Here is a 26,508-nt window from a genome sequence, read left to right as displayed (position 1 = left end):
TACAGCACGGCCGGCCCTCACGGTATTCCGGGCGGTGTTCCGGGCGGTCGCAGCACCACCACGCGCCACCGCTCGTCGAGCAGCGTGGCGTCGTGCGTGACCATCACGACGGTGCGCGGCTCGCGCGCGAGCATCGACACGACCGCGGCACCGGCGGCGCGGTCCAGGTGCGCGGTCGGCTCGTCGACGAGCAGGAGGGGTGCGGGCCGCAGCAGGGCCCGCGCCAGCCCGAGGCGCGCGCGCTCACCCGCGGACAGCCGCGAGCCCGCCTCGCCGACCCAGCCGTCGAGACCCAGGTCGGCCGCCCGGTCGGCGAGCCCGACGTCGGCGAGCACCGCCCGCAGCCGCCCGTCGTCGGCGGCGGGGTCTCCCATGCGCAGGTTGCCGGCCAGCGACGCCCCGGGCACCTGCGGCTCCTGCGGCACCCACGCGGACGCGGCCCGCACCTCGTCGAGCGGCAGGCGGCGCAGGTCCGCACCGCCGAGCAGGACGCGGCCGGCGGACGGGTCGCGCGCCCGCAGCAGGAGCGCCAGCACGGTGCTCTTCCCGGCGCCGCTGGGCCCCACGAGGGCGACCTTCTCCCCCGCCCGCACGACGAGGTCGAGGTGTGCCAGCGCGGGGCTCGACGCACCCGGGTAGGTGACGCCGACGTCCACCGGCGCCACGTCGTGCCCGGCCGGACGGGGCCCGGGCCCCTCCGGGTCGACGACCGCCGGCGGGGTCGCCGCCAGCGCCTCGACGCGGCGTCCGGCCGCGCGCGCACCGCCCGCCAGCGGCCAGGCCGCCCCGAGGCCGGCCACGGCCTCGAACGAGCCGAGGACGCCCAGCGCCGCCGCCGCGAGCAGCAGCGGCGAGGTCTCGCCGGCGGCCACGCCCCCACCGACCAGCACGAACGCGGCCACGAGGCCGAGCGCGGGCACGCCCTCCCGGAGCAGGGTCGCCACGGCCGCCACCCGGGCGGCCGCCCGCTCCGCCGCCTCCTGCTCCCGCAGCCGCGCGTCGGCGGCGGCCAGGGCCGTCGCCCCGCCGTCGCCGCCGACGTGGTCCGCCAGCCCCCGGACGAGGTCGAGCACGTCCGCGCCGCGGGCCTCCTCCGCCGCGGCGACCGCCCGGGCCGCCGGCGCGCCGGCCCGGTCCGCCCACGCCGGCACGACGACGCCGAGCAGGAGGAGCAGCGCGGCCGGCACGGCGCCGAGGCCGGGGTGCACCGCGGCCGCCAGGACGACGGCCGCCGATCCCGCGAGCACGGCCACCGCGGCCGGGGCCAGCAGGCGCAGCAGCACGTCCTGCAGGGCGTCGTCGTCGGCGTGCAGGCGGGCCAGCAGCTCGCCGCCGCGCACGCCCGTCAGCGCCGCCGGCGAGAGGGGCACGAGGCCCAGGAGCAGGTCGGTGCGGAGGCGGGCGACCAGCCGGAGCGTGACGTCGTGCGACACGAGCCGCTCGACGTAGCGCAACGCGGCACGCGACAGGCCGAAGGCGCGGACCGAGGTGATGAGGGGCAGGAGGACGAGCAGCGACTCCGGGCGCAGCGACGCATTCGTGACAAGGGCCCCCGAGGTCGCCAGGAGAGCCGCCCCGGACAGCACCGTCCCGGTGGCCAGGGCCACCGCCAGCGCCGTGCGGCCGCGAGGCAGGTGGCGCAGCACGGCCCTCACGGCACGGCCTGCGCGACGGCCCCGTCCACGAGCACGCCGTCGGGCCGGAGCCGGACCACGCGGTCGTGCAGCGCCGTCGGCGCGGATCGGTGCGTCACTGTCAGGAGCGTGCGGCCGCGCGCGAGGTCCGCCACGGCCGCGAGGACGACGGCCTCCGTCGCGGGGTCGAGCTGCGAGGTCGGCTCGTCGAGCACCACCAGGGGCGTGTCCTGCAGGAAGGCCCTCGCCAGGGCCAGGCGCAGCCGCTCGCCGCCGGAGAGCGTCGCGCCGTCCTCGCCGACCCGGGTGCGGACGCCCTGCGGCAAGGCCGCGACGACCTCCGTCAGCCCGGCGCGGACCAGCGCCGTCGACACCTGCTCGTCGTCGGCGTCCGGGCGCCCGAGCCGCACGTTGTCGGCGACGGTGCCGGGCAGCAGGTAGGGCCGCTCCGGGACGTGCGCGACCGCCGCCCACCAGTCGGCGCGCCGCAGCCGCGGCAGTGGCGTGCCCCCGACGAGCACGCGGCCGGTACCGGGCTCGCCGTACCCGAGGACCAGCCGGACCGGCGTGGTCTTGCCGGCACCGCTGGGCCCGACGAGGGCCGTGCGCGACCCCGGGGGCAGCACGAGGTCGACGCCCTGCAGGACGTCCCGCCCGTCGCGCCGCACGCCGACGCCCTCGAGCCGGACCTCGGGCACCCCGGCCGGCACGGGGACGTCCCCGCTCGGCGGGCCGGGCAGCGCCAGGAGCGCCGCGATCCGCTCCGCGGCGGGCCGGCCCTCCAGCGCCGCGTGCCGGTCCGCCCCGAGCGCTCGCAGCGGCGCGAAGAACTCGGGCGCCAGGAGCAGCACCAGGAGGGCGCACTCGAGCCCGAGGCCGCCCTCGAACAGCCGGACGCCGACGGTCATCGCGACGAGGGCGGTGCTGAGCGTCGCGCCCAGCTCCAGCACGAAGCCCGAGAGGAAGGCGGCGCGCAGCACGCGCAGCGTCGCGACCCGGTAGCCCTCGGCGACGTCCGCCAGCCAGCGGACCGTCGCCGGTGCGCGGCCGTAGGTGACCACCGTCGGCAGGACCCGCAGGGCGTCCGTCAGGAGCGCGCCGAGGCGCCCCAGGCCCTCCCACTGCCGCGCCGCGGCCCCCTGCGCGCGCAGCCCGACGAGCCACAGGAACACGACGACGAGCACGCCCGTCGGCACGAGGACGAGGGCCGTCGGCGGGTCGAGCACGAGCACCGCCGCCGCCAGGAGCAGGGGCACCACCGTGGCGTGCGTCCGGCCCGGGACGTAGCGGGCCACGAGGCCGTCGAGCAGCCGTACCCCTGCGGTCGCCGTGGTCGCCAGCTCCCCCGCGCGGGCGTCGGCCGCGGGGCCGAGGCGCACGAGCGTGCGCACGACGTCGAGCCCCACCTCCCGCCGCACCCGCGCCGAGGTGCGGGCGGCCAGCAGGTCGCGCAGCGCCAGCAGCCCGGCGCGCGCCCACCAGGCCGCGAGCGCGCCGGCGAGCGGCACCGCGAGCGCCGCCGGGCTGCGTCCGGCTCCCACGACGGCCTCCACCACGCGGGCGACGAGCGCCCACTGCAGCACGACGAGCGCCGCGACCAGCACGGCGACCGCGGTGCACGCCGCGCGCAGCCGCCGCACCTCGGGCCGCGCGGTCACCGCGGCGGTGCCGGCGTCGTCGGCCCCACCACGGCCGGTGCGGGCGCGGGCGAGGAGGCGGCGGCCCGGCACCCGTCAGTAGCCCTTCTGCAGCCCGCCGGCGTCGGGCCGCACCCCCTCGCGGAACACGTCGTAGTCCCACACCTGGTACCCGATGATGAGCGGCAGGAAGAACCCGCCGACCCAGGTCATGAGGACCAGGGTCCGGTGCTGGCTCGCCGAGCCCGCGAGCGTCAGGCTGAAGGCGGGGTCGATCGTCGAGGGCAGCACCACGCCGCGGGTGAACAGCGCGAGGAACACGGTCACGGTCGCCAGGAGGATCGTCAGCCCGCTCATCACGAACGCGAGCACGTCGCGGCGGAGCGAGAGCGCGAGCCAGATCGTCGCGAGCGTGGCGAAGGCGGCCACCGGGAAGACCCAGGGCAGCACGCCGAAGCTCTCGAACAGCCCCTCGGTCACGTAGCCCATGGTGACGAAGGCGAGGATCGCCACCGTGGCCAGCGCGCCCCACCGCAGCGCCGCCCTGCGCGCCCGGGCGTACAGGACGGAGTCCTGGTGCAGGCGCAGGAGCAGGAAGTTCGCGCCGTGCAGGGTGAACAGCAGCAGCGTGGTCAGGCCGCCGACCACGGAGAACGGCGTGAACAGCTCCCCCAGCCCGCCGACGACCCGCTAGTCGCCGTCCACCGGGAGCCCCTCGATGATCTTGGCCATCACCAGGCCCCACAGGAAGGCGGGCAGGACGCTGCCGGCGAAGGCCATGAGGTCCCAGAAGTCGCGCCACCGCTGCTTGTCGACCTGGTTGCGGTACTCGAAGGACACCCCGCGCAGCAGCAGCGCGAGCAGGATGACGACGAACACCGGGTACATGCCGCTGAACAGCGCGCCGTACCAGACGGGGAAGGTCGAGAAGAGCAGCCCGGCGGCCGCGATCACCCACACCTCGTTGCCGTCCCAGAACGGGCCGATCGTGCCGGTGAGGGCCCGCTCCTCGGACTCGTCGCGCGCGAGCTGCGGCCACAGGATGTCGACGCCGAAGTCGAAGCCCTCGAGGAAGAAGTAGAGCGTGAAGGTGAGGGCGATGAGCCAGAACCACAGCACGACGAGGTCCACGGCTCAGGCCTTCCGCTCGTAGCGCTCGAAGCCCTCGCCGCCGTAGTCCGGCACCGGCGCGGCGACGAGCTGCGCCTGGGGCACGTGGTCGATGCCCGCTCGCGCCGTGACGGTGAGGAGGAAGACGTCGAGACCGATGAGGGCGAGGTAGACCACCCAGAGGCCGACGAGCCCCACGAGGACCTCGCCCGCCGTGTTCGCGCTGACCCCCTCCTGGACGGTCAGCAGGCCGTAGACCATGAAGGGCTGGCGCCCCATCTCCGTGACGACCCACCCGGCGAAGTTCGCGATCCACGGCAGGGGCACCAGGAGGACCAGCAGGCGCAGGTACCAGCGCGTGCGGTCCAGCGCCGCGCGCCTGCGCCACCACAGGAACAGCCCGGTGAAGGCGGTCAGCAGCAGGAGCGACCCGATCGCGACCATGAGCCGGAAGGACCAGTAGACGGGTGCCACCGGCGGGACGTAGTCACCGGGCCCGTACGCCTCCTGGTACTGCTCGTTCAGCTCGACGAGCCCGTCGTACCGGCCCTCGAGGCTGTTGTAGGCGAGGATCGACCCGAGTTAGGGCAGTTCGACGGAGAAGTCGTTCTCCCGCTCCCGCTCGTCGATGTCCGCGACGAGGGACCACGGCGCCGGGGAGTCGGAGGTCTCCCACTGGGCCTCCATCGCCGCGAACTTCATCGGCTGGTCCACGCGGGCGACCTGCGCCTCGCGGTGGCCGCTCGTGGCGGAGAAGACCGTCCCGACGGCGGCGAACACCAGGGCGATCCGCAGGGAGCGCGAGAAGACCTCGACGTTGCGGCCCCTGAGCAGGTGGTAGGCGCTGATGGCCAGGACGAAGAACCCGGCGACGGTCCACGCGCTGCCCTGTACGTGGGCGAAGTACAGCCACGCCTTGTAGTTGAGCACCACCGCGGTGAAGTCGGTGAGGACCGCGCGCTCGTCGACGATCGCGTACCCCACGGGGTGGTGCATCCAGGCGTTGGCCAGCACGATCCAGAACGCGCTCACCTGCGTGCCGATGGCCACGAGCCAGATGCTGCCCAGGCGCATCCACGGCTTGAGCCGGTCCTTGCCGAACCACCACAGCCCGATGAACGTGCTCTCGAGGAAGAACGCCATGAGCACCTCGAGCGCCAGCGGCACGCCGAAGATGTTCCCGACGAACCGCGAGTACTCGCTCCAGTTCATGCCGAACTGGAACTCCTGCACGATCCCCGTCACGACGCCGACGGCGAAGTTGATGAGGAACAGGTGCCCGAAGAACGCGGTCATCGTCGCGTAGGCCTCGCGCCGCTCGTGCCGCAGGAACGCGAACGTCTCCATCACCGCGATGAGGAACGCGAGCCCCACCGTCAGGGAGACGAAGAAGAAGTGGAAGATGCTCGTCGAGGCGAACCGGAACCGGGACAGGTCGACGACGTCCATGCGCAGCCTCCGGGGCGACCGCCGGCGGGCGGCCCTCGGCGCCCGGCGTCGCGGCCCAGGGTGCTCCCGGCCCGGACGGCGTCGCGCTCGGCGGGGCCAGTATGGGTGGGTCCGCGCACGCCCGCCCGGCGGACGTGGCGCGGACACAGGTCGCCCCGGTGCTGGTCCCACGGGCGGCGCACGGCAGACTGTGCGGCGTGACTGCGACCCCCGACTTCCCCCGCGGCCCCGAGCGGCCCGCCGGCTGGTTGAGCCCCGAGCAGATCGCGGAGGCCCGCTCGCGGCTGCCGATCGTCTACGTGGACGCGGTGCCCGTGCGCGTCGACGACTGCGGCGACGTGGTCGCCGTCGGCCTGCTGCTGCGCGTCACGTCGTCCGGGGTGATGTCCCGCGCGCTCGTGTCGGGCCGCGTCATGTACCACGAGCGGGTGCGGGACGCGCTCGTGCGGCACATCGAGAAGGACCTCGGCCCGGTCGCGCTGCCGCAGATCCCGTCGACGCCGCAGCCGTTCACGGTGGCGGAGTACCTGCCGACGCCGGGCGTGACGCCGTACCACGACCCCCGGCAGCACGCGGTGTCGCTGGCGTACGTCGTGCCGGTCGCCGGTGATTGCCGCCCGCAGCAGGACGCGATCGACCTCGCGTGGATGACGCCCGAGGAGGCGTGCTCCGAGGAGGTCCAGATCGAGATGCACGGCGGGCAGGGCACGCTCCTGCGCCAGGCGATGGCGTTCGTCGGCCGCATGCCCTGACCGGGGTCGTCCCCCTCCGGGCCCGGCGGGCCACCGGGCGGCGGCTCAGCCCAGCTCGAGCGCCGGCCAGTCCGCCAGGTCCGCCCGCATCTGCCGGTCGTGCGTGGCGACGACGACGGCCGCGGACGTCCCGCGCAGCGCGACGGTGAGCTCGTCGACGAGGTGCACGGACAGGTGGTTCGTCGGCTCGTCGAGCACGAGGAGGTGCGGCGCGGCCAGGAGCGCGCACGCCAGGTCGAACCGGCGGCGCTGCCCGACCGACAGCTCCACGAGCGGCCGCTCCAGGTCCTCCTCGGTCAGCAGCCCGAGCGCGGCGACCGGCACGAGCCGGTCCGGGTCGACGAGCCCGGCCCGCAGCAGGTCCAGGGCGTGCCGTGCGTAGGCGTCGAATCCCGTGAGCGGCCTGCCCGTGGGGTCCCGCTCGTCGACGGACGGCAGCCCGACGGGCAGCCCGGCGTCAACAGCACCGGCGTCCGCGGCACCGGCGTGCTCGGCACCGGCGTGCTCGGCACCGGCATGCTCGGCACCGGGCTGGCCGGCAGCGGGCTGCGGGGCGCGCCCGTCCCGCTCCTGGCCCAGCACGCCCAGCCGCACGCCCGGCGCGACCGTGCGGACGCCCCGGTCGAGCCGCAGCGTCCCCGCGAGCGCCGCGAGCAGCGTCGACTTGCCCGACCCGTTCGGTCCGGTCACGAGCAGCCGCCCGCACGGCGGCACCGCGAGCCGGTGACCGGGCAGGTCGAGACGCACCCGCCCGTCGGGCGCGACCACGCGCGGGGCCCGCAGCTCGACGAGCGCCGCCGGCTGCGGGACCCCGTCGCGCGTCGTCGGCAGCGCCGGCAGGTCGGGGAACGCCAGGGCCAGCGGCGGGACGGGCACCTCGACGCCCTCGGCCTCCAGCCGCTGCACGAGCCGGTCGGCCGCCTTGACGTGGATGCGCGCCCGGGTGGCCCGGCGGTGTCCCTGCGAGCCCTTCGGCGGGCGCCATGCGTCCGACAGCCCCTCGTAGGAGGCGTCCAGCCGGCGCTCGAGCGTCTCCGCGCGCTTCCGCTCCGCGCGGTAGCGCGCGGACCAGCGCCGCAGCATGGCGTCGCGCGTGAAGCGGTAGTCCGCGTACCGCGTCGCCCCGTACAGCGCGGGGCGCCCGTCCATCGACGGGTCCATGTCGAGGATCGCGGTCATGACCTCGTCGAGCAGGCGCCGGTCGTGCGTGACGATGACCAGCCCGCCCGGCCACGCGCGCAGGGCCGCCGTCAGGTACTCGATGCCGGCCGCGTCCAGGTGGTTCGTCGGCTCGTCGAGCAGCAGCAGGTCCGCGCGCTCGGCGATGCGGCACGCCAGCCGCACGCGGTAGCGCTCGCCGACCGACAGCTCGTCCAGCCGGCGTCCCGTGTCCCGCGGCGCTCCGAAGCGGGTGAGCGCCTCGTCGACGCGCCGGTCGACGTCCCACGCCTCCAGCCGCTCGACGGCCGCCAGCGCCGCGCCGAGCCGGGCGAGGTCGCCGCTCTCGTGGTCGAACCCCGCGACGGCCGCGTCGAGCGCCGCCTGCGCCGCCCGCACGCGCGCCTGCGTGGCGGCGACGAGGTCCCCGACGGTCGACCCGGGCACGACGTCGAGCGCCTGCTCGACGACCGCCAGCGTCCCCGAGCGGCGCACACGACCGGCCTGCGGGACGAGGTCGCCGGCGAGGACCCGCAGCAGCGTGGTCTTCCCGGCGCCGTTCTCCCCGACGAGGCCCACCCGGTCCCCCGCGTGCACGACGAGCCCCAGGTCCGTCACGACGGACCGACCCGGCCACCCGTACGTCACCCCCTCGGCGACGAGCTGGACCGTCCCGACCGCCTCCTCGGCGACGGCGAGCCCCTCGTCCGGCACCGCGCTCACGTCCGTGCGGACCCGGGCCCGGGCCCCGACGAGCGCCCGAACCCGCGCCCCGACCCGCGCCCAGACCCCGAGGAGGGCACCAGGACCCGTGCGACGACCGGCGCCAGCGCACGGAACGCGGCGCCGCGGTGGCTGATGGCGTTCTTCTCGGCGGGGTCCAGCTCGGCGCACGTCCGGTCCGACCCCGTCGGCACCAGCACGGGGTCGTACCCGAAGCCGTGCCCCCCGCGCGGCGCGGTGGCGAGCGTGCCCTCGAGCGTGCCCAGCTCCACGTGCTCGAACCCGTCGGCCGCCTCCCCCGCGACCCCGGCGGCACCGGCGGGCACGACGAGGGCCGCCGCGCACACGAACCGGGCGCCGCGGTGCTCCGGCGCGATGTCCGCCAGCTGCGCCAGCAGGAGCGCCAGGTTCGCCGCGTCGTCGCCGTGCCGCCCGGCCCACCGCGCCGAGAAGATGCCGGGCGCACCGCCGAGGACGTCCACCGCCAGGCCCGAGTCGTCCGCCACCGCCGGCAGCCCGGTCGCGGCGGCGAGCGCGCGCGCCTTGATGAGCGCGTTGGCGGCGAACGTCACGCCGTCCTCGACCGGCTCGGGCACGCCGAGGTCCGCCGCCCCGACGACGGCGTCGTCGGGCAGGTCGGGCAGCGCCGCACCGAGGATGGCCCGCAGCTCCTCGACCTTGTGCGCGTTGTGCGTCGCGAGCACCAGCCGCGCGCCCGCTGGCACGCGGGGACCGCCGCCCGCGACCAGCGACGCCGCGCTCACGGCGCCGCGGGGGCGGCGAGGTCCCCCGGCGACCCGGCCACCGGGACCCCGTCGACGGCGGACGCGCCCGTGGCGGCCTTCGTCGCCGTCCCCGCGCCCGGCGCCGCCGTCAGGGCCGCCGTCTGGATCTCGGCCAGGCGCCGCGTGCCCTCGAGCGCGAGGTCGAGCATCGCGTCGAGCTCGGCGCGCACGAACGGCGCGTGCTCGGCGGTGCCCTGCACCTCGACGAACGCGCCCGAGCCGGTGACGACCACGTTCATGTCCGTCTCGGCGCGGACGTCCTCGACGTACGGCAGGTCGAGGACGGGCACGCCGTCGACGATGCCGACGCTGACCGCGGCGACCGAGTCGGTGAGCACCGGCTTCGAGGAGCGCACGAGCCCCTGCGCCGTGGCCCACGCGACGGCGTCGGCCAGCGCCACGTACGCGCCGGTGATGGCTGCCGTGCGCGTGCCGCCGTCCGCCTGCAGGACGTCGCAGTCGAGCACCAGGGTGTTCTCCCCCAGCGCGGACACGTCGACCACCGCGCGCAGGGAGCGGCCGATGAGGCGGCTGATCTCGTGCGTGCGGCCGCCGACCTTGCCGCGCACCGACTCCCGGTCGGACCGCGTGCTCGTCGCCCGCGGGAGCATCGCGTACTCCGCCGTCACCCAGCCCTGGCCCGAGCCCTTGCGCCAGCGCGGGACCCCCTCGGTCAGCGACGCCACGCACAGCACGCGCGTGTCCCCGAACTCGACGAGGACGTTGCCCTCACCTGCCCCGAGGAAGCGGCGGGTGATCGTCACGGGGCGCAACTGGGTGGGCAGCCGCCCGTCGGCGCGCGTGCCGGTGCCGGCCGGGGCAGGGGTGGAGGTCATGCGTCGAGACTAACGGGACCCCCCGACACGACCCCGCCGCCAGCATCCGTCCGGGCTAGAGGACGTGGACGGCGCCCGGGACGGCCATCGCGACCTCGCCGTCGAAGACGGCGGTCGCCTCCGCCAGCGTCTCCGCGGGGTCGTTCCACGCCGGGACGTGCGTGAGCACGAGTCGCGGCACCCCGGCGCGCGCGGCCGCGAGGCCGGCCCGCCGGCCCGTCAGGTGCACCCCGCGCACGGCGTCGTCGCGCCCCTCGAGGTACGCCGCCTCCGACAGCAGCAGGTCGGCGCCGTCCGCCAGGGCGTCCAGGCCCGGGCACTCGTCGGTGTCCCCCGAGTACGCCAGGGTGACCGTGCGGTCCGGGTCGAGGTCCGACGGCCCCGTCACCCGGACCCCGAACGCGGGGACGGGGTGGAGCACCGGGAACGGCTCGAGCAGCAGGGGTCCGACGCGGACCGGCTCGCCCGGCTCCCAGCGGTGCAGCGTGAACATGCCGGAGGCGTCCACGCCGGGGTCCTTGTCCGCGAGCCGCGCCAACCACTTCTGCGTCCCGCGCGGCCCGTACAGGTCGACGGGCGGGAGGGACCCGCCCGGCCGGTACTTGCGCAGCACGCTGAGGACGAGCAGGTCGGCGGCGTGGTCGGCGTGCAGGTGGCTGATGGCCACCGCGTCCAGCGCCTCCGCGTCGCCGTAGCGCTGGAGCGGGCCCAGCGCGCCGTTGCCCAGGTCGAGCAGCACGTGCCACGTGCGCCCTTCGGCATCCTCGGCCTGGACGAGGTAGCTCGACGCCGCGGAGTCCGCCGACGGGAAGGACCCCGCGCAGCCGAGGACGGTGAGCCTCATCGGAGCGCCCCGCGCGGCTCGACGAGCTCGACCTCGGGCCCGAGGAACCGGCGCGCGAGCACCTGGAACGACAGCGGCTCCCCCGTCGCGAGGAACCGGTGGCGGGGCGGGCCCGCCTCGGGGTCGCGCTCCAGGTCGTGCTTGACCAGGGTCCGGTACACGTCCTTGGCCGTCTCCTCGGCGGACGAGACGAGCGTGACCCTGTCCCCCATGACGTAGGAGATGGCGCCGGTCAGCAGCGGGTAGTGCGTGCACCCCAGCACGAGCGTGTCGACGTCGGCGGCCCGGACGGGCGCGAGGTACTCCCGCGCGAGCTCCAGGACCTGCGGACCCGAGGTCACGCCGGCCTCCACGAGGTCGACGAAGCGCGGGCAGGCGCGGGTGACGAGCTCGACGCCCGGGGCGACGGCGAAGGCGTCGTCGTAGGCGCGGCTGTCCACGGTGGACTGCGTGGCGATGACGCCGATCCGGCCCGTGCGCGTCGCCGCGACCGCCCGGCGTGCGGCGGGCAGCACGACCTCGACCACGGGGATGCCGCGGCGCAGCGTGTACCGCTCCCGGGCGTCCCGCAGCACCGCCGACGAGGCCGTGTTGCACGCGATGACCAGCATCTTCACCCCGGCGTCGACGAGGTCGTCCATGACCTCCAGCGCGAAGGCGCGCACGGCCGCCAGGGGCTTGGTGCCGTAGGGCGTGTTGAGGGTGTCGCCGATGTAGAGGGTGGACTCGTGGGGCAGCTGGTCGAGGACGGCCCGCGCCACGGTCAGCCCCCCGACCCCGGAGTCGAAGATGCCGATCGGGGCGTCGTTCACGCCCCGAGGCTAGACGCGGCTACCGACGCCGTTCGCAGCTGAGCAGCGTGACGAGCGTCTCCTGCCACCAGGTCAGCGCGCCGTACACCGCACCGAGCGCCCGCTGCGACCGCTCGGCCGCCTCCTCCTCCGCGGTCGGCCGGTCCCGGCCACCGCGGGCGCGCCACCGCCGGGCCCGGTCGGCGGCCCGGCCGTCCAGCTCGGCGTAGAGCGCGTCGACCTGCGCGTCCGTCTCGAGCCCGAGCCGGTCGGCCAGCACCAGGCGCACGTCGGTCAGCGCCGCGGCCACCTCAGCCGCGTCCGCCGGGGCGACCACGAGGTCCCCCTCGGCCCAGCCGTCGGTCCCCCGGACGACCGCGCGGAACAGCCGCACGAGCCGCGTGATCTTCGTCGCACGCAGGTCCGCCTCGGTCAGCCGCCGGAACTCGGCCGCCACCTCGGGCTCGTCCGGCGAGGCGTCGGGGAGCAGCCGGCGGACCGCCGGGTCGTCGGGCACCGGCACGGCCTCGGTGCTCCAGTCCGGCAGCCGAGCCTCGTCGGGCGCACCCGCGCCGCCTCCCGCCCCGCCGCCGTCGGCCCCGGACCGCAGCGCCCGGGCCTCGTCGGGCAGCAGCGGGCCGCCGTCCGGCCCGGCCTGCGCCCCGAGGAGGAACGCGACATCGGCCAGCACGCCGCCGACCACCTGGCGCTCGGTCGCGTCGAGCCGCGCGACGAAGTGGTCCCGCTCGCGCCGGAAGTCGCGCATCAGTCGCCCCCGCGCTGCAGCGTCGCCCACAGCCCGTACCCGTGCATGGCCTGGACGTCGACCTCCATGGCCTCCCGTGCCCCCGCCGAGACGACGGCCCGCCCCTCCTCGTGCACCTGGCGCATGAGCCGCTCGGCCTTGCTGCGCGGGTAGCCGAAGTACTCCTCGAACACGAACGTCACCCAGCTCATGAGGTTGACGGGGTCGTTCCAGACGATGGTCACCCAGGCGTCGGCGGTGACGGCCGAGACCTCGGCGACCTCCTCGGGAGCGATGGACGCCGGCACGGGCCGAGTCTAGGTCGGCCCGTGCCCTCCGTCCGGAGGACGGCCGGCGGTGCGGCCCCCGCCCGGCTGGGTAGGTTGCCCGCATGGCCCACCCCGCGTCGACGGCGCTGATGACGGACCGCTACGAGCTCACGATGCTCCAGGCCGCGCTGGCCGACGGCACCGCGCACCGCCGCTGCGTCTTCGAGGTCTTCACGCGCCGGCTCCCGGCCGGCCGGCGCTACGGCGTGCTCGCCGGCACGGGCCGTGTGCTGGAGGCGATCGAGCGGTTCCGCTTCGGCGACGCCGAGCTGTCGTGGCTCGAGGAGGCCGACGTCGTCGACGCCCTGACGCTCGACCACCTCGCCGGCTACCGCTTCACCGGCACGGTCCACGGGTACGCCGAGGGCGAGGCGTTCTTCCCGGCGTCGCCCGTCCTCGTCGTCGAGGGCACGTTCGCCGAGGCGGTCATCCTCGAGACGCTCGTGCTGTCCATCCTCAACTACGACTCCGCCATCGCCTCGGCAGCCAGCCGCATGACCACGGCCGCGGGTGACCGCCCGTGCCTCGAGATGGGTGCCCGCCGCGCGCACGAGGAGGCCGCCGTCGCCGCCGCCCGCGCCGCCGTGGTGGGTGGGTTCGCCGCGACGTCCCTGCTCGAGGCCGGCCGCCGCTGGGGCCTGCCGACCATCGGCACCGCGGCGCACGCCTTCACCCTCCTTCACGACGACGAGCGTGGGGCCTTCGCCGCCCAGGTCGCCTCCCAGGGCGCCGGCACCACGCTGCTGGTCGACACCTACGACGTCGCGCAGGGCGTCCGCCACGCGCTGGCCGCGGCCGGCGATGCGCCGCTCGGGGCGGTCCGCCTCGATTCCGGCGACCTCGGCGTGCTCGCCCACGAGGTCCGCGCGCAGCTCGACGCCGCGGGCGCCACGTCGACGAAGATCGTCGTGACCTCGGACCTCGACGAGTACGCCATCGCCGCGCTGGCCTCCGCGCCGGTCGACAGCTACGGCGTCGGCACCTCGGTCGTCACCGGCTCGGGGCACCCCACCTGCGGCATGGTCTACAAGCTCGTCGCTCGCGAGGGCGCCTCCGGCGAGCTCGAGCCCGTCGCCAAGGCGTCGGCCTCGAAGGCCTCCCAGGGCGGGCGCAAGACAGCCGCACGCCGCCTCGACGCCCACGGCCGTGCGACCGAGGAGGTCGTCGTCTCCGGTCGCGACGAGGCCGTCGTCGCCTGGCAGCCCGCGGACGGCATGCGGCCGCTGCTCGAGCCCCTCGTCGTCGACGGGGAGGTCCAGCCGGGGTGGACCGGCGCCGAGGGCGTCCGCCGGGCGACTCGTCGCCACCAGGAGTCCCGCGCCGAGCTCCCTCGCGTCGCCCGCCGGCTGTCGGCCGACGAGCCCGGCCTCCCGACGGTGCACCTCACCGTCTGAGCCGGCGGGGGCGCTCGACACGAGCTCCCGCAGCAGGGACCGCGGCATCGCGATGACACGAGCCTCGTCCGCGGCCACGGCTGCGCGAACGTGTCGTGCCAGGGTGGGCTCGGAGATCGAACGTGCCTGATGCCCGACGAGGCGTCCGTCGGGTGCCCGGAACTCGTACGCCGCCGGCCGCAGCCGGGTCGCCTTCACGCGCCCCGGTCGTCGATCCGTGGAGTCGGTGAGGCGGGTGATGGTGAGGTCGGCGCGGTGCACCTCGTGGTGGTGCCGGGTGCACAGCAGGATTCCGTTCTCGATGTCCGTCTCGCCGTTGTCGCGGGCCCACCAGCGGATGTGGTGGACCTCGCACCAGCGGGCGGGGACCTCGCACCCGGGGAAACGGCACGACTGGTCCCGCACGATGATGCAGCGCCGCTGACCCCCGGTGAAGAGGCGCTCCTCGCGGCCCAGCTCGGTGGGCTGCCCGTCCGGCCCGATCACCAGCGCCGCGAAGTCGACGTCGCACAGGATCCGACCCACCAGGCTCGGCGCCAGGACGTGCCCGTCGTCGTCGACGACGGGGGTCAGCCCGGTCAGGATCGGCCCGAGCACGTCGACGTCGGGCAGGTCCTCGGTGCACGCCACGGGCGCACCGACGACGCTCCGCGTGTCTTGGCAGTCGCGGGCCTCGTCGCGTCGGCGCAGCCCGTCGATCACCGTGGTGTAGGTGGTGAGGTCGGTCAGCAGGGTCAGGTGCGGACGCACCGAGGCACCCGAGGGGCCGCCCCTCTTCTCCGCCAGCGCCGCCCGCGCGAGCGCCTCCAACGCGTCGGCCATCGCCTGCCCGCTGGTGCGGTCCGCGCCCGGGATCTGCCGGGTCAGCTCCAGCGCCCGTCGCAGCGCGGTGCCCGCGCCGGGGTCCAGGCACCCCTTGACCTGGGTACCCATGTCGGTGTCGACCAGGTGCAGGTACCGGGCCCGGTGCCGGGCCTGGTACCGGGTCTCCACGGCGGGCGCGTCGATCTCGGCGGCCTTCTGCAGCAGCTCCCGCCGGAACCGGGCCGGGTCGACCTGCCCGGCCAGGTCCGTCAGCTCCGCCTGCCCCTCGACCGAGGTCAGCACGGCCTTGACCTGCTCCGACGCCGAAGCCAGGACCCCGGCCAACGCATCCAGGTGCGCCTCGGACCGCACCCCCGCGGCCACCGCCGCCCCGAACACCGGCGCGGCCTCCACCGCACCGGCCTGCCGCTCCTGCCGCGTGGCCTCCGGCAGCCCGACCCGGTCCCGCCCGGCGATCCCCTCCGCCGCCGACCTGTCCCCGACTCCCTTCGGCGTCAGCTTCGAGTCGGCCGCGATCCACACCGCCCGCGCCGCCGCCGTCGCCCCCGACACCGCCTGGAACAGCGACAGCACGTGCTGGCGCTGCGCCCGCGTCAACGCCTCCGCATGCCCGGCCCGTGCCCCCACATCGCCGAGAGCGGCCCGCGCGTTCCCGAAGGCGGACAACAGCTCCTCGTACACGCGCAGCACCTCCCTCGGCAGCAGCAGTAGAACGCCTGTACGAGAACGCTACGCCGACCGGTCAGCACCGCGGAAGTCGCACGATCGGGTGTTCCTGCAGGTCAGCCGTCCACAGCCCTCCCCTGGGGACGGCTCGCGACCCCACAAGCCCGGTCACCGGGGTGCGAAGTCGTCGGTGCCGTCAACGCTTGCCGACGAACCAGTCCCGCAGCATGGAGACCCGCTTCGCGAGCTGCACCGGGTCCGCCAGCGCGACCTCCGGGCCTCCGCACCGACGCCGCAGCTCGGCGTGGACGCTGCCGTGCGGCTGCCCGCTCTTGCGAGCCCACGCACCCACGAGCTGCGCCAGCTCCTTGCGCAGCTCCGCCTGCTTGCGGTGGTCCATCTCCTCCATCGGCACGTCCGCCGCGGCCCCGCCCCCGGCGGACCGCGCAGCGCCGCGCCCCCGCCGCGCCGCCACCTGGTCGGCCTGCCGCTGCCGCAGCAGGGTGGTCACCTGGTCGGCGTCGAGCAGCCCGGGCAGCCCGAGGAAGTCCTGCTCCTCGTCGGAGCCGACCTCGGCGCCCGTGCCGAACTCGCCGCCGTCGAAGAGGACGCGGTCGAACGACGCCTGCGCCTCCAGCGCCTGGAAGGCGCCCGGCTTCCCGTCGGGACCCAGCTCGTCGGAGCCCTTCCGGTCCTGGTTGGCCGCGGCCAGCAGCGCGTCCTCGGGGCTCCACCCCTCGGCGCCCTCGCCGGCGGACGGCTCCTTGTCCAGCGCGTGGTCGCGCTCGATCTCGAGGCCGTGCGCCAGCGCCAGCAGCGGCGCGACGCTCGGCAGGAACACCGAGGCCGTCTCCCCCCGCTTGCGCGCACGGACGAACCGCCCGACGGCCTGCGCGAAGAACAGCGGCGTCGAGGCGCTCGTGGCGTACACGCCGACGGCCAGCCGCGGCACGTCCACGCCCTCGGAGACCATCCGCACGGCGACGAGCCAGCGGCCGTCCCCGCGGGAGAACTCCTCGATACGGGCGCTGGCCCCGTCGTCGTCGGAGAGCACCACGGTCGGGCTCGTCCCGGTGAGCCGTGCCAGGTGACCGGCGTACGCGCGGGCATCGGTCTGGTCGGTCGCGATGACCATCGCGCCCGCGTCGGGCACCGCGCGGCGCACCTCCGTGAGCCGCCGGTCCGCGGCGGCCAGCACGCTCGGGACCCACTCGCCCTCGGGGTCCAGCGCGGTGCGCCAGGCCTGCGCCGTCAGGTCCTTCGTCAGCGGCTCGCCCAGCCGCGCCGCGACCTCGTCGCCGGCCTTCGTGCGCCACCGCATGGACCCGCCGTAGGACAGGAAGATCACGGGCCGCACGACGTGGTCGCGCAGCGCGTCGCCGTAGCCGTAGGAGTAGTCGGCCACGCTGCGCCGGATGCCCTGGCGGTCCGGCGCGTAGGTGACGAACGGGATGGCCGCGGTGTCCGACCGGAACGGCGTGCCCGTCAGCGACAGCCGCCGCGTGGCGCCCTCGAACGCCTCCCGGATGGCGTCGCCCCAGCTCAGCGCGTCGCCGCCGTGGTGGACCTCGTCCAGCACGACGAGGGTGCGCTCGGCCACGGTCCGCGCGGCGTGGAGGGCCGGCTTCGTCGCCACCTGCGCGTACGTCACCGCGACCCCGTCGAACCCGTGCCCGTGCCGGCCCTGCGCGTTGCGGAAGTTCGGGTCGAGCCGGATGCCGACCCGCGCGGCCGCGTCCGCCCACTGGTGCTTGAGGTGCTCGGTGGGGGCCACGACGGTCAGGCGCCGGACGGTCCCCGCGGCCAGCAGCTCGGTGGCCAGGCGCAGCGCGAAGGTCGTCTTGCCGGCGCCGGGGGTGGCGACGGCCAGGAAGTCCCGGGGCTGCCGGGAGCGGTACTGCTCGAGCGCCTCGGCCTGCCACGCGCGCAGCCGACCCGCCGTCCCCCAGGGCGCCCGCGCCGGGAAGGCCGGCGGCAGGCTGGAGGCGGCGGAGGGAGAGGCGTGCGGGGCGGACGAGGGGTGGGGGGCGCCGCTCACCGACCGCGGCCGAAGCCCCAGCGGCGGCCCCCGCCGGACCCACCGGTCCCGCCGGCACCACCCTCGCCGCCGCCCTCGTCGGCCGGCGGGCGCAGGCCCTCGTAGATCTCCTTGCAGACCGGGCACACGGGGAACTTCTGCGGGTCCCGCCCCGGGATCCAGACCTTGCCGCACAGGGCGACGACGGGCTTGCCGGAGAGGGCGGACTCCATGACCTTCTCCTTGCGCACGTAGTGCGCGAAGCGCTCGTGGTCGCCCGGCTCGACGTCCTGCGTCTCCGGGCGCTCCAGCAGGCCCGTCGACGACCCCGTCGAGGGGTCCGAGAGGCGGTCGGGATCGGCGCTCGGGCTGCTCGGCGGGAAGGGGTCGCTCATGCCGACGAGTCTACGTCGGGCCTCCGACGCGCCCGGGTGCGGGGATCGTGCCGCCGCCCCCGTCGGGCTGCCGGCGCACCACCCCGGTCAGCGCCGCCCGTGCGCCTTCGCGTCGACCAGCAGCACCGTCCCGACCGCCAGCACGGCCGCGACCAGGACGACCGCGGGCCACGCGCCGACGTGCGGCGCGAGCAGGTGCGACCCGACGAAGCAGGCGATCCCCAGCAGCGCGGCCAGCGACACGCGGGCGGTGCCGGCGACGGGCTGCGCGCGCCACGCGCACCAGGCGAACCCGGCCACGAGGACCGCACCGCCGAGCGCCCGCACCCCCGTGCCCTGCGCGACGGCGAACCCGACGACGAGGGTCGCCGCCGCCGGTGCGGCTGTCGGCAGGGCGGGCCACGGGCCGCGGACGGCCGAGGCGCCGGGTCGGGCGAGGACGGGGGTGCGCGTGCCGGTGCTCATCCCCCGATCCTGCCCCGCCTCCCCCGGACCGGGGAACCGGGGACCGCGCGTCCTCAGCGGGCCGGCCCCCACGCGCCGCGGGGTCCCCGCCGCCCGACCGCCGGGTGACGGCCGAGGTCACTACGGTAGAGGACGACCCGCCACCGCCCCCAGCCCACCGCCCGAGGAGCACCGTGCCCAGCGAGACCCGCCCCAGCCAGCCCGCCCCCGTCGACGCGACGACCACCGCGGCGTGGGCCGCCCTGACGGCGCACCGGGACGCCCTCGCCCCGGACCTGCGCGCCTGGTTCGACGCCGACCCCGGCCGGGCGGAGCGGCTGAGCCTGCCGCTGGCCGACCTGCACGTCGACCTGTCGAAGAACCTCGTCACCGACGAGACGCTCGAGCACCTGCTCGCCCTCGCCGATCAGGTGGGCCTCGTCGGGCGGCTCGACGCGATGCTCGGCGGCGAGCACATCAACGTCACCGAGGACCGGGCCGTCCTGCACACGGCGCTGCGCCGCCCGCCGGGGGCCACGCCTCCGCTCGAGGTGGACGGCCAGGACGTCGACGCCGACGTCCAGGCGGTGCTGACGAAGGTCTTCGCGTTCGCCGACGCCGTCCGGTCCGGCTCCTGGACCGGGGTGACCGGTGAGCGCATCCGCACGGTCGTCAACATCGGCATCGGCGGCTCCGACCTCGGCCCGGTGATGGCGTACGAGGCGCTGAAGCCCTACGTCCAGGACGGGCTCGAGGTCCGGTTCGTCTCCAACATCGACCCCACGGACATCGCGGAGACGACGGAGGACCTGGACCCGGCGACGACGCTGTTCATCGTCGCCTCGAAGACCTTCACCACCCTCGAGACGCTGACCAACGCGCGGCTGGCCCGTGCCTGGCTCTGGGAGGGCCTGCTGGCCGCCGGTGCCATCGACGACGAGGACGCCGCCCGCTCCGGCGCCGTCGCGAAGCACTTCGTCGCCGTCTCCACGGCCCTGGACAAGGTCGCCGACTTCGGCATCGACCCCGACAACGCGTTCGGCTTCTGGGACTGGGTGGGCGGCCGCTACTCCGTCGACTCGGCGATCGGCACGTCGCTCGCCGTCGCCATCGGCCCCGACGCCTTCCGCGAATTCCTCGCCGGCTTCCACGCCGTCGACCAGCACGTCGGCACCACGCCGCTCGAGCGCAACGTGCCCGTCCTCATGGGTCTGCTCAACGTCTGGTACGTCAACTTCCTCGACGCCCACACCCATGCGGTGCTGCCCTACGCGCAGTACCTGCACCGCTTCCCGGCGTACCTGCAGCAGCTCACCATGGAGTCCAACGGCAAGTCCGTGCGCTGGGACGGTTCCCCCGTCACCACGCAGACGGGCGAGGTGTTCTGGGGCGAGCCCGGCACCAACGGCCAGCACGCCTTCTACCAGCTCATCCACCAGGGCACGCGCCTCATCCCGGCGGACTTCATCGCCGTGGCCAACCCGGCCCACCCCCTGCAGGACGGCGACGCCGACGTGCACGGCCTCTTCCTGGCCAACTTCTTCGCGCAGACGAAGGCCCTCGCGTTCGGCAAGACGGCCGACGAGGTGCGCGCCGAGGGCACCGCCGAGCACGTCGTCCCCGCGCGGGTCTTCAGCGGGAACCGCCCGACGACGTCGATCCTCGCCCCGGCCCTCACGCCGTCGGTGCTGGGCCAGCTCATCGCGCTCTACGAGCACATCACGTTCGTCGAGGGCGTCGTCTGGGGCATCGACTCCTTCGACCAGTGGGGCGTCGAGCTGGGCAAGAAGCTCGCCCAGGAGATCGCCCCGGCGGTCGCGGGCGACACGGCGGCGCTCGAGTCCCAGGACCCGTCGACGAAGGCCCTCATCGCCCGCTACCTCGAGCTGCGCGGCTGACGCGGCACCCCCGCGCCGAGGAGGCCCGCCGCCCGGACGTGCTCGGGGCGGCGGGCCTCGTCGTGGCCGGGGTGGGCCTCCGGGTCGACCGGGGTCAGCGGCCGAAGCGCTCCGACCGCTCGACGACGACCCCGCGGCCGGCGGCCGCGTCCCACGTGTAGACCGTGCGCCCCTCGATGACGACGCGCTCGGCGCGCGACGTGACGTCCAGCGGGTCGCCGGACCACACGACGAGGTCACCGTCGAGCCCCGGCGCCAGCGCGCCGATGCGGCCCTCGAGGCCGAAGAAGGACGCCGGGTTGACGGTCAGCGCCTCGATCGCGGTCGTCGGCGGCAGGCCCTCCTTCACCGCCAGGGTCGCCTGGTGCACGAGGAAGTTGATGGGCACGACGGGGTGATCGGTGGTGATGGCGATGCGGACGCCCGCCGCCGCGATGGCCGCCAGGTGCTCGATGCCCCGGTCCCGCAGCTCCACCTTCGACCGGCTCGTGAACATCGGCCCGAACACCACCGGCACGTCCCGCTCGGCGAGGACGTCGGCGAGCTTGTGGCCCTCGGTGCCGTGGTTGACGACGAGGCGGTAGCCGAACTCGTCGGCCAGGCGCAGCGCCGTGGCGATGTCGTCGTGGCGGTGCGTGTGCTGGTCCCAGACGAGCTCCCCGTCGAGCACGCGCACGAGGGTCTCGAGCGTGAGGTCGCGCGCGAACGGCTCGTCCTTCGCGGCCGCGGCGTCCCGCTTGTCGCGGTAGTGCTGCGCGGCGACGAACGCCTCGCGGATGACCGCCGCCGTGCCGAGCCGGGTCTGCGGGGTCTGCTTGCGCTCGCCCCACACGCGCTTCGGGTTCTCCCCCAGCGCCGACTTCACGGACACGGCGTCGCGGATGACCTGCTCGTCGACCGTCCGCCCGCCCCACGTCTTCATGGCCACGGACTGCCCGCCGATCGGGTTGCCCGACCCCGGCTTCACGACGACGGACGTGATGCCGCCGGCCAGCGCGTCGCGGAAGCCCTCGTCGTCGACGTTGACCGCATCGATGGCGCGCACGGCCGCCGCGTTGACGCGGGTCATCTCGTTCGTGTCGTTCCCCGCGACGCCCTCGCCCTCCTCGTGCAGGCCGACGTGCCCGTGCGCCTCGACGAAGCCCGGCAGCACCCAGCGGCCGGTCGCGTCGACGACCTCGGCGTCGGCGGGGACCGCGACCTCGTCCGCCGCGCCGACCGCCGTGATCCGCCCGTCGACGACGAGCACCGTGCCACCCTCGACCGGCTCCCCGACGACGGGGACCACGCGTCCGCCGACGACCGCGAGGGTGCCGCGGTGCCGCAGCGGACGGCGGTCGTCGGGGCTGGTGGGCATGCGGGAGCCGGTGCCGGCGGGGGTGGTCATGCCCGCCACCGTACGTCCGTCCCCGCGGCGCGACCTCCCGCCCGACGCCCGGACGGCGCCCGTCGGCCTGCCGCCCCTGCCCCTCGCGCCTGCTCCTCACCACCTCCCCGCCGGCCGTGAGAACCTGGGCGTATGGCGGAGGTGGTGCAGGCGCGCGTGGACGCGTGGACCTGGGCCGTCCGCCTGTTCCCGACGAGGTCCGCCGCCGGCGCCGCCTGTCGCGGCGGGCACGTGCGCGTCAACGGCGAGCGCGCCAAGCCCGCCACGACCCTCGTGCCGGGCGACGAGGTCCGCGCCCGCGTCGGCGACCGCGAGCGCGTCGTCGTCGTGCAGCGGCTGATCGTCAAGCGCGTCGGCGCGCCCGTCGCCGTGACGTGCTACCTCGACCGCACCCCCGCCGCACCGCCGAAGGAGCACGTCGCCCTGGCCGCCCAGCGCGACCGCGGTGCCGGCCGCCCGACGAAGCGCGACCGGCGCGTCATCGACCGCCTGCGCGGCCGATGATGCGGCCGGTGATGCCGTCGGTGATGCGGCCGGTGGCGCGGCCGACGGGCCGGCCGTGACGGCCCTCGCCCCGGGCGTCCGTGGCGCGACCGTTGACGACGCCCCGTCCGATCACCCCGGGGACGCGCCCCTCGTCGACGTCTACCGCCCGGCCGCCCCCGTCGACGTGCGCCGCACGACGGGCCTCCTGCGCCGCGGCGCCGGCGACCCGGCCTGGCGGCTGACGCCTGACGGCGCCCTCTGGCAGGCCACCCTCACGCCGCTGGGCCCGGCCACCCGTCGGCTCGAGCTGCGCACCGACGGGGTCCACGTGCAGGCCTGGGGACCCGGCGCGGAGCACGCCGTGGCCGGCGTGCCGGACCTGCTCGGCGCCCGCGACGACTCCCACGCGCTCCCGTCGCACCTGCACCCGGTCGTGCACGACGCGCACCGCCGCCTCGCGGGGCTGCGCGTCCCGCGGACCGGCGGGATGGTCGAGTCCCTGGTCCCGGCCGTCCTCGAGCAGAAGGTCGTCGGCGCGGACGCCTTCGCCGCGTGGCGCCGGCTCGTCCAGCGGCACGGCACGCCCGCCCCGGGGCCGGCGCCCGCGGGACTGCGCGTCCCGCCGCCCGCCGCCGTCTGGCGCGAGCTGCCCGTGTGGGAGTGGCGGCAGGCCGGCGTGGAGGAGAAGCGCGCGGGCACGGTCCGCCGCGCGATGACCGTGGCGCACCGGCTGCAGGAGGCCGTCGACCTGCCCGTCGACGAGGCGCGGCGCCGGCTGCTGACCGTGCCGGGCATCGGGGAGTGGACCGTCGCCGAGGTCGCGTGCCGCGTGCTCGGCGACACGGACGCGGTGTCCGTCGGCGACTTCCACCTGGCGCACACCGTCGGCTGGGCGCTGACGGGCGAGCGCACCGACGACGCCGGCATGGTCCGGCTCCTCGAGCCGTGGCGGCCGTGGCGCCAGCGCGTCGTCCGCCTGCTCGAGATCACCTGCAGCGGCCGCGCCCCGCGGTACGGTCCGCGCATGTCCCGCGCCCGCCCGATGGTCTGACCGCTGGAGCCACCCGTGAGCCCGCACGCGAGCGACGACGACGTCGCCCCCCGCCCGACAGCACCCGCAGCCGCACCCGCTCCCGCGCTGGACCCCTATCCCCACCTGCACCTGCGCCCGTCCTCGGGCTGGGTGAACGACCCCAACGGCTTCCTGCGCCACCACGGCCGCTGGCACCTCTTCTACCAGCTCAACCCGCACAGCCCGCGGCACGCGGACATCCACTGGGGCCACGCCTCCTCCACCGACCTCGTGCGCTGGGAGCACGAGCCGGTCGCCCTGGCGCCCCGTCCCGACGGCCCCGACGCCAACGGCTGCTGGAGCGGCACGGCGGTCGTCGTCGACGACGTGCCCGTGCTCGCCTACACCGCGGTCCGCACCCGTCCGGAATCCGCCGGGGTCGTCCTCGCGACGCCCGACGACCCCGCCGACCCGCACCTCGCGGCCTGGACGGCCGAGGACGACGTCGTGTGCCCCATGCCGGCCGACGCGGGCCTCTTCGAGATCCGCGACCCCTTCTTCGTCACGCTCGGCGGGCACCGGTGGGCGCTGCAGGCCGGCCGGACGGTCGAGGACACGCCCGTGGTCCGCGTCTTCCTCGTCGACGACCTGCACGACTGGCAGGACGCCGGCACGCTGCTGGCCGGCACGGGCACCGACGACCCGTGGGCGCCCGGGCACATGTGGGAGTGCCCGCAGCTCGTCAGGGTCGACGGGGCCTGGGTGCTCGTCGTGTCGCGCTGGCGCCTCGGCCCCTCCGGCGCGTCCGACGCGGTCCTCGGACCCGTGGCGGCGATCGTCGGCGACGTGCACCTCGGCGCCGTCGGCACGCCGGGCGGCGGCCCGCGGTTCCGGCCGCGGACGTCCGTCCTGCTCGACGACGGCCCCGACTTCTACGCCCCGCAGGCGCTCGTCGAGCCCGACCGCGTCGTGCTCGTCGGCTGGACGTGGGAGCACCGGGACGCCGCGGAGGTGGACGCGGCGGGCTGGGCGGGAGCGCTGACGTTCCCCCGCGAACTCGGGGTGCGCGACGGGCACGTGCTCTCGTGGCCGGCCCGCGAGGTCGAGGCGCTGCGCGGCGAGAGGCTCGGCGCCGGCACCGACGTCCGCGTCGCCGCCGCGGCCTTCGAGGTGCTCGACGAGGAGCTGGCGAGCGCGACCGGCACCGGAACCGAGCTCGTCCTCGCGCTCGACGGCCCGCAGGGCGCCCGCGTGGTCTGGCGCAGCGCGGGCACCGGCCCCGTGCGCGTGCTCGTCGACGGGAGCGTCGTCGAGGCCTTCGTCGACGGGCGCGCGCACACGGTGCGCGCCTACCCGCGGCCCGGCGAGACGTGGCACGTGCGCGCGGCGGCGCCGGTGGTCGTGCACGCCCTGCGCCTGCCGGGCTGACCTCAGCGCGCCGCGCGGCGCTGGCGCCAGCGCGCGACCTCCCGCTCGACGTCCCGCAGCGGCGTGACCACCGGCGGACCGCCGAGCAGCTGCCGCCGGGCCTCGACGACCCGCGCGTTGAACTCCTCGAGGACCTCGCGCACGCGCGGCTCGTACGCCTCCTCGTCCAGGCGCGCGTCGAGCCGGGCGTCGTCGGTGCGCAGCTGCAGCGCCTCGGGCAGGACGCCCGTGATCTGCTCCCGCTCGACGAGGCTCCGCAGCCACCAGTCCGGGTCGTGCCGCGTCAGCCCGGGGATGGGCTTGCCGGCCAGCGGCAGGTCCTCGAACTCCCCGCGCGCCACGGCCTCGTCGAGCATGCGGTCCACCCAGCGCCCGCGGTCCGCCATCCGCCCCACGCCGCGCGCCGGGCCGTCGGGGTGCGCGCGCGGGACCTCGGGCAGCTCGGCCCGCGTCCCGTCGTCGAGGTCGGTGCCGCCCTCCCGGCGCTCGCGGTCGATCTCGCGGTCGACGAGGTACTGCGCCACCGACCGCCGGGGGTCGGGCACCCGCCCCGCGGCGGCGTCGACCACGGCGTCGACCACGGCGTCGACCCCGTCGTCACCGGCCGCACCCGTCCCCGGCGCCCCTCCGCGCCGCCGTCCGCGCCACCACGCCACCTCGTGCCGTCCTCTCCCTCGTCGTCGACGGTCCGCCCCCACCCGCGCATCGGCCGATGGTCCCGGGGGACGCGTCCACGCCGGCCGCGCCACCCGTTCGGCCGTCCGGCCGGCCCCGCCGGCCCGCCCGTCGGTCCGACCCGCCGGATCAGCCCCGCGCCGCGGCCGTCCGGCGGTCGTTCTCCTCGCCGATGGCCCGGACGAGCTCGTCCTTCGTCATCCGGGACCGCCCGTGCACGTCCAGGCGCTTCGCGACGTCCATGAGGTGCGCCTTGGAGGCGTTCGCGTCCACGCCGCCGGCCGTCGGCGCGTCGCCGTCCGGGCCACCGCCCGCGGCGCGCTCGTCGGACGGGCCCGCGTGCTCCTTCGGCTCCCAGTGGTCGCCGACCTTCTCGTGCGTGTGCTTGAGGGCGGCGTAGGCGACGCGGTGGGCGGCGCCCTCGTCGTGGTAGGTGGCGGCGGCGGAGTCGTGCGTCTTCGCGAACGTCTCCCGGGCCTTGGCGTCCGAGCGTGCGACGGTGCTCGGCAGCTCGTCGTCCTTCGCGGTGCCCTCGCGGGTCGTCTTCGGCACGGCGGACCTCCCTGGGGTCGGGCGACGCCCTCCGGCGTCACCGGTCCATCGTGCGGCGCGCCCGTGCGCCCCGCACGACCGGGGCAGCGGTCGGGCGTCAGGACGCCGGTGCCGGCACCCGGCCCAGGACCCGGTCCACCGCGACCGCCAGCACCACGCGCTCCGGGTTCTCCCGCGGCACGCGGTAGCGCTGCGCGTACCGACGCTCCCCCTCGCGCACCTCGTCGGGCGACGAGAGCACCCGCACCTCGCCCTCGAGCGTGAGCCACCGGCCGCCGTCGACCTGGCACAGCGCGACGCGGCCGCCCCGCGCGGCGAGCCGGGCCTTCACGGACCCGCCGGAGGTGATGACGCGCGCGAGCCGGGCCTCGTCGTCCCACGTGAAGCCGACGGGCACGACGTGCGGGCTGCCGTCGGCGCGCAGGCTGGACAGGGTCGCCAGGTGCCGGTCCGCGAGGAACGCGAGCACGTGCGGCGGCAGGGCGGCGGGGTCGAGGCTCACGGCCCGAGCCTGCCACGCACCGCCTCCGCCGGGT

At 76.2% G+C, this 26,508-nt stretch carries 22 protein-coding genes and 3 pseudogenes; 6 read left to right on the top strand and 19 right to left on the bottom strand.

Going from position 1 to position 26,508, the window contains the following annotated elements; genetic code table 11:
• Nucleotides 1–17: 17 nt before the first annotated feature.
• The 4 genes and pseudogenes from cydC to BM048_RS18565 form a co-directional block, all read right to left on the bottom strand.
• The gene (gene cydC, locus BM048_RS00955) at nt 18–1,646 is read right to left on the bottom strand and encodes a thiol reductant ABC exporter subunit CydC (RefSeq protein WP_175499166.1); all 1,629 of its coding nucleotides are present in this window, start codon (nt 1,644–1,646) and stop codon (nt 18–20) included.
• 5 nt (nt 1,647–1,651) lie between these two features.
• The gene (gene cydD / locus BM048_RS00950) at nt 1,652–3,364 is read right to left on the bottom strand and encodes a thiol reductant ABC exporter subunit CydD (RefSeq protein ID WP_090029898.1); all 1,713 of its coding nucleotides are present in this window, start codon (nt 3,362–3,364) and stop codon (nt 1,652–1,654) included.
• A gap of 3 nt (nt 3,365–3,367) precedes the next feature.
• Nucleotides 3,368–4,390: pseudogene (gene cydB, locus BM048_RS18570) on the bottom strand (cytochrome d ubiquinol oxidase subunit II).
• Nucleotides 4,391–4,405: 15 nt separating this feature from the next.
• Nucleotides 4,406–5,830 (bottom strand): annotated as a pseudogene (locus BM048_RS18565) (cytochrome ubiquinol oxidase subunit I).
• Between the two features lie 197 nt (nt 5,831–6,027).
• Here BM048_RS18565 and BM048_RS00935 point away from each other — a divergent pair.
• A complete protein-coding gene (locus BM048_RS00935) occupies nt 6,028–6,582 on the top strand; it encodes an NUDIX hydrolase family protein (protein ID WP_090030408.1) in 555 nt (184 codons plus the stop codon).
• 45 nt (nt 6,583–6,627) lie between these two features.
• On the opposite strand, the gene BM048_RS00930 is transcribed toward BM048_RS00935, so the two are convergent.
• From BM048_RS00930 to clpS, 7 genes are read right to left on the bottom strand one after another with little or no spacing between them, the layout of a single operon-like run.
• The gene (locus BM048_RS00930; RefSeq protein ID WP_090029896.1) at nt 6,628–8,454 is read right to left on the bottom strand and encodes an ATP-binding cassette domain-containing protein; all 1,827 of its coding nucleotides are present in this window, start codon (nt 8,452–8,454) and stop codon (nt 6,628–6,630) included.
• A gap of 5 nt (nt 8,455–8,459) precedes the next feature.
• Complete coding sequence (gene rdgB / locus BM048_RS00925; protein WP_090030406.1) at nt 8,460–9,188, bottom strand: RdgB/HAM1 family non-canonical purine NTP pyrophosphatase; 729 nt, start codon at nt 9,186–9,188, stop codon at nt 8,460–8,462.
• A gap of 35 nt (nt 9,189–9,223) precedes the next feature.
• A complete protein-coding gene (rph, locus tag BM048_RS00920) occupies nt 9,224–10,084 on the bottom strand; it encodes a ribonuclease PH (RefSeq protein WP_090029895.1) in 861 nt (286 codons plus the stop codon).
• Between the two features lie 55 nt (nt 10,085–10,139).
• Entirely contained in the window at nt 10,140–10,928 is a 789-nt protein-coding gene (locus BM048_RS00915) for an MBL fold metallo-hydrolase (protein WP_090029893.1), read from the bottom strand.
• Nucleotides 10,925–11,740 carry a glutamate racemase gene (gene murI, locus BM048_RS00910; RefSeq protein ID WP_090029892.1) on the bottom strand — a complete coding sequence of 272 codons (816 nt, stop codon included), beginning with the start codon at nt 11,738–11,740 and terminating at the stop codon, nt 10,925–10,927. The genes BM048_RS00915 and murI overlap by 4 nt, the downstream gene beginning before the upstream one ends.
• A 19-nt stretch (nt 11,741–11,759) precedes the next feature.
• Nucleotides 11,760–12,485 carry a DUF2017 family protein gene (locus BM048_RS00905; protein WP_090029890.1) on the bottom strand — a complete coding sequence of 242 codons (726 nt, stop codon included), beginning with the start codon at nt 12,483–12,485 and terminating at the stop codon, nt 11,760–11,762.
• Complete coding sequence (gene clpS / locus BM048_RS00900) at nt 12,485–12,772, bottom strand: ATP-dependent Clp protease adapter ClpS (RefSeq protein ID WP_090029889.1); 288 nt, start codon at nt 12,770–12,772, stop codon at nt 12,485–12,487. Before clpS ends, BM048_RS00905 begins: the two co-directional genes overlap by 1 nt.
• Before the next feature lie 83 nt (nt 12,773–12,855).
• On the opposite strand from clpS, the gene BM048_RS00895 reads away from it, so the two are divergent.
• Complete coding sequence (locus BM048_RS00895; RefSeq protein WP_090029887.1) at nt 12,856–14,187, top strand: nicotinate phosphoribosyltransferase; 1,332 nt, start codon at nt 12,856–12,858, stop codon at nt 14,185–14,187.
• A gap of 249 nt (nt 14,188–14,436) precedes the next feature.
• Here the strand turns inward: BM048_RS00895 and BM048_RS19110 are convergent.
• The 4 genes and pseudogenes from BM048_RS19110 to BM048_RS00875 all read right to left on the bottom strand — a co-directional run.
• A pseudogene (locus BM048_RS19110) lies at nt 14,437–15,009 on the bottom strand (HNH endonuclease signature motif containing protein); the annotation flags it as partial.
• Nucleotides 15,010–15,874: 865 nt separating this feature from the next.
• Complete coding sequence (locus tag BM048_RS00885) at nt 15,875–17,716, bottom strand: DEAD/DEAH box helicase (RefSeq protein ID WP_090029884.1); 1,842 nt, start codon at nt 17,714–17,716, stop codon at nt 15,875–15,877.
• On the bottom strand, nt 17,713–18,090 hold the full coding sequence (locus tag BM048_RS00880; RefSeq protein WP_090029882.1) for a DUF3039 domain-containing protein: 378 nt from the start codon (nt 18,088–18,090) through the stop codon (nt 17,713–17,715). Before BM048_RS00880 ends, BM048_RS00885 begins: the two co-directional genes overlap by 4 nt.
• Before the next feature lie 87 nt (nt 18,091–18,177).
• Nucleotides 18,178–18,555: a hypothetical protein gene (locus BM048_RS00875; protein WP_239078704.1), complete on the bottom strand. Its 378-nt coding sequence runs from the start codon at nt 18,553–18,555 to the stop codon at nt 18,178–18,180.
• A gap of 173 nt (nt 18,556–18,728) precedes the next feature.
• Here BM048_RS00875 and pgi point away from each other — a divergent pair, with 173 nt between their 5' ends.
• Nucleotides 18,729–20,432, top strand: coding sequence for a glucose-6-phosphate isomerase (gene pgi / locus BM048_RS00870; protein WP_090029881.1), 1,704 nt, complete (start codon nt 18,729–18,731; stop codon nt 20,430–20,432).
• Nucleotides 20,433–20,526: 94 nt separating this feature from the next.
• On the opposite strand, the gene BM048_RS00865 is transcribed toward pgi, so the two are convergent.
• The gene (locus BM048_RS00865) at nt 20,527–21,789 is read right to left on the bottom strand and encodes an amidohydrolase (protein ID WP_090030404.1); all 1,263 of its coding nucleotides are present in this window, start codon (nt 21,787–21,789) and stop codon (nt 20,527–20,529) included.
• Between the two features lie 162 nt (nt 21,790–21,951).
• Between BM048_RS00865 and BM048_RS00860 the strand changes: the two genes are divergently transcribed.
• Genes BM048_RS00860 through BM048_RS00850 form a run of 3 tightly spaced genes read left to right on the top strand, consistent with a single transcriptional unit; the run spans nt 21,952 to nt 24,745 of the window.
• Entirely contained in the window at nt 21,952–22,323 is a 372-nt protein-coding gene (locus tag BM048_RS00860; RefSeq protein WP_090029879.1) for an RNA-binding S4 domain-containing protein, read from the top strand.
• A 55-nt stretch (nt 22,324–22,378) separates the two neighbouring features.
• Entirely contained in the window at nt 22,379–23,356 is a 978-nt protein-coding gene (locus BM048_RS00855) for a DNA-3-methyladenine glycosylase family protein (protein WP_239078703.1), read from the top strand.
• 15 nt (nt 23,357–23,371) lie between these two features.
• A complete protein-coding gene (locus BM048_RS00850; RefSeq protein ID WP_175499163.1) occupies nt 23,372–24,745 on the top strand; it encodes a glycoside hydrolase family 32 protein in 1,374 nt (457 codons plus the stop codon).
• Between the two features lie 2 nt (nt 24,746–24,747).
• Here BM048_RS00850 and BM048_RS00845 read toward each other — a convergent pair whose 3' ends face one another.
• The 3 genes from BM048_RS00845 to BM048_RS00835 all read right to left on the bottom strand — a co-directional run bounded on the left by BM048_RS00845 (nt 24,748) and on the right by BM048_RS00835 (nt 26,474).
• Nucleotides 24,748–25,326: a DnaJ family domain-containing protein gene (locus BM048_RS00845; protein ID WP_239078702.1), complete on the bottom strand. Its 579-nt coding sequence runs from the start codon at nt 25,324–25,326 to the stop codon at nt 24,748–24,750.
• 223 nt (nt 25,327–25,549) lie between these two features.
• Nucleotides 25,550–25,972 carry a ChaB family protein gene (locus BM048_RS00840; protein ID WP_090029875.1) on the bottom strand — a complete coding sequence of 141 codons (423 nt, stop codon included), beginning with the start codon at nt 25,970–25,972 and terminating at the stop codon, nt 25,550–25,552.
• 97 nt (nt 25,973–26,069) lie between these two features.
• Nucleotides 26,070–26,474: a PPOX class F420-dependent oxidoreductase gene (locus tag BM048_RS00835; protein WP_090030399.1), complete on the bottom strand. Its 405-nt coding sequence runs from the start codon at nt 26,472–26,474 to the stop codon at nt 26,070–26,072.
• Between the last annotated feature and the right edge of the window lie 34 nt (nt 26,475–26,508).

The sequence above is a fragment of the Cellulomonas marina genome, assembly GCF_900111925.1.
Classification (GTDB): Bacteria; Actinomycetota; Actinomycetes; order Actinomycetales; family Cellulomonadaceae; genus Cellulomonas; species Cellulomonas marina.
The sequence above is the reverse complement of the archived record's forward strand: the minus strand, read 5'-3'. Positions and strand labels throughout refer to the sequence as shown.

Bases quoted from the DNA above. Each gene is read 5' to 3' on its own strand.
- rph (WP_090029895.1), bottom strand. From the start codon at position 10,084: ATGACCTCCACCCCTGCCCCGGCCGGCACCGGCACGCGCGCCGACGGG.
- BM048_RS00915 (WP_090029893.1), bottom strand. From the start codon at position 10,928: ATGAGGCTCACCGTCCTCGGCTGCGCGGGGTCCTTCCCGTCGGCGGAC.
- BM048_RS00905 (WP_090029890.1), bottom strand. From the start codon at position 12,485: ATGCGCGACTTCCGGCGCGAGCGGGACCACTTCGTCGCGCGGCTCGAC.
- BM048_RS00895 (WP_090029887.1), top strand. From the start codon at position 12,856: ATGGCCCACCCCGCGTCGACGGCGCTGATGACGGACCGCTACGAGCTC.
- BM048_RS00880 (WP_090029882.1), bottom strand. From the start codon at position 18,090: ATGAGCGACCCCTTCCCGCCGAGCAGCCCGAGCGCCGATCCCGACCGC.
- BM048_RS00875 (WP_239078704.1), bottom strand. From the start codon at position 18,555: ATGAGCACCGGCACGCGCACCCCCGTCCTCGCCCGACCCGGCGCCTCG.
- BM048_RS00865 (WP_090030404.1), bottom strand. From the start codon at position 21,789: ATGCCCACCAGCCCCGACGACCGCCGTCCGCTGCGGCACCGCGGCACC.
- BM048_RS00860 (WP_090029879.1), top strand. From the start codon at position 21,952: ATGGCGGAGGTGGTGCAGGCGCGCGTGGACGCGTGGACCTGGGCCGTC.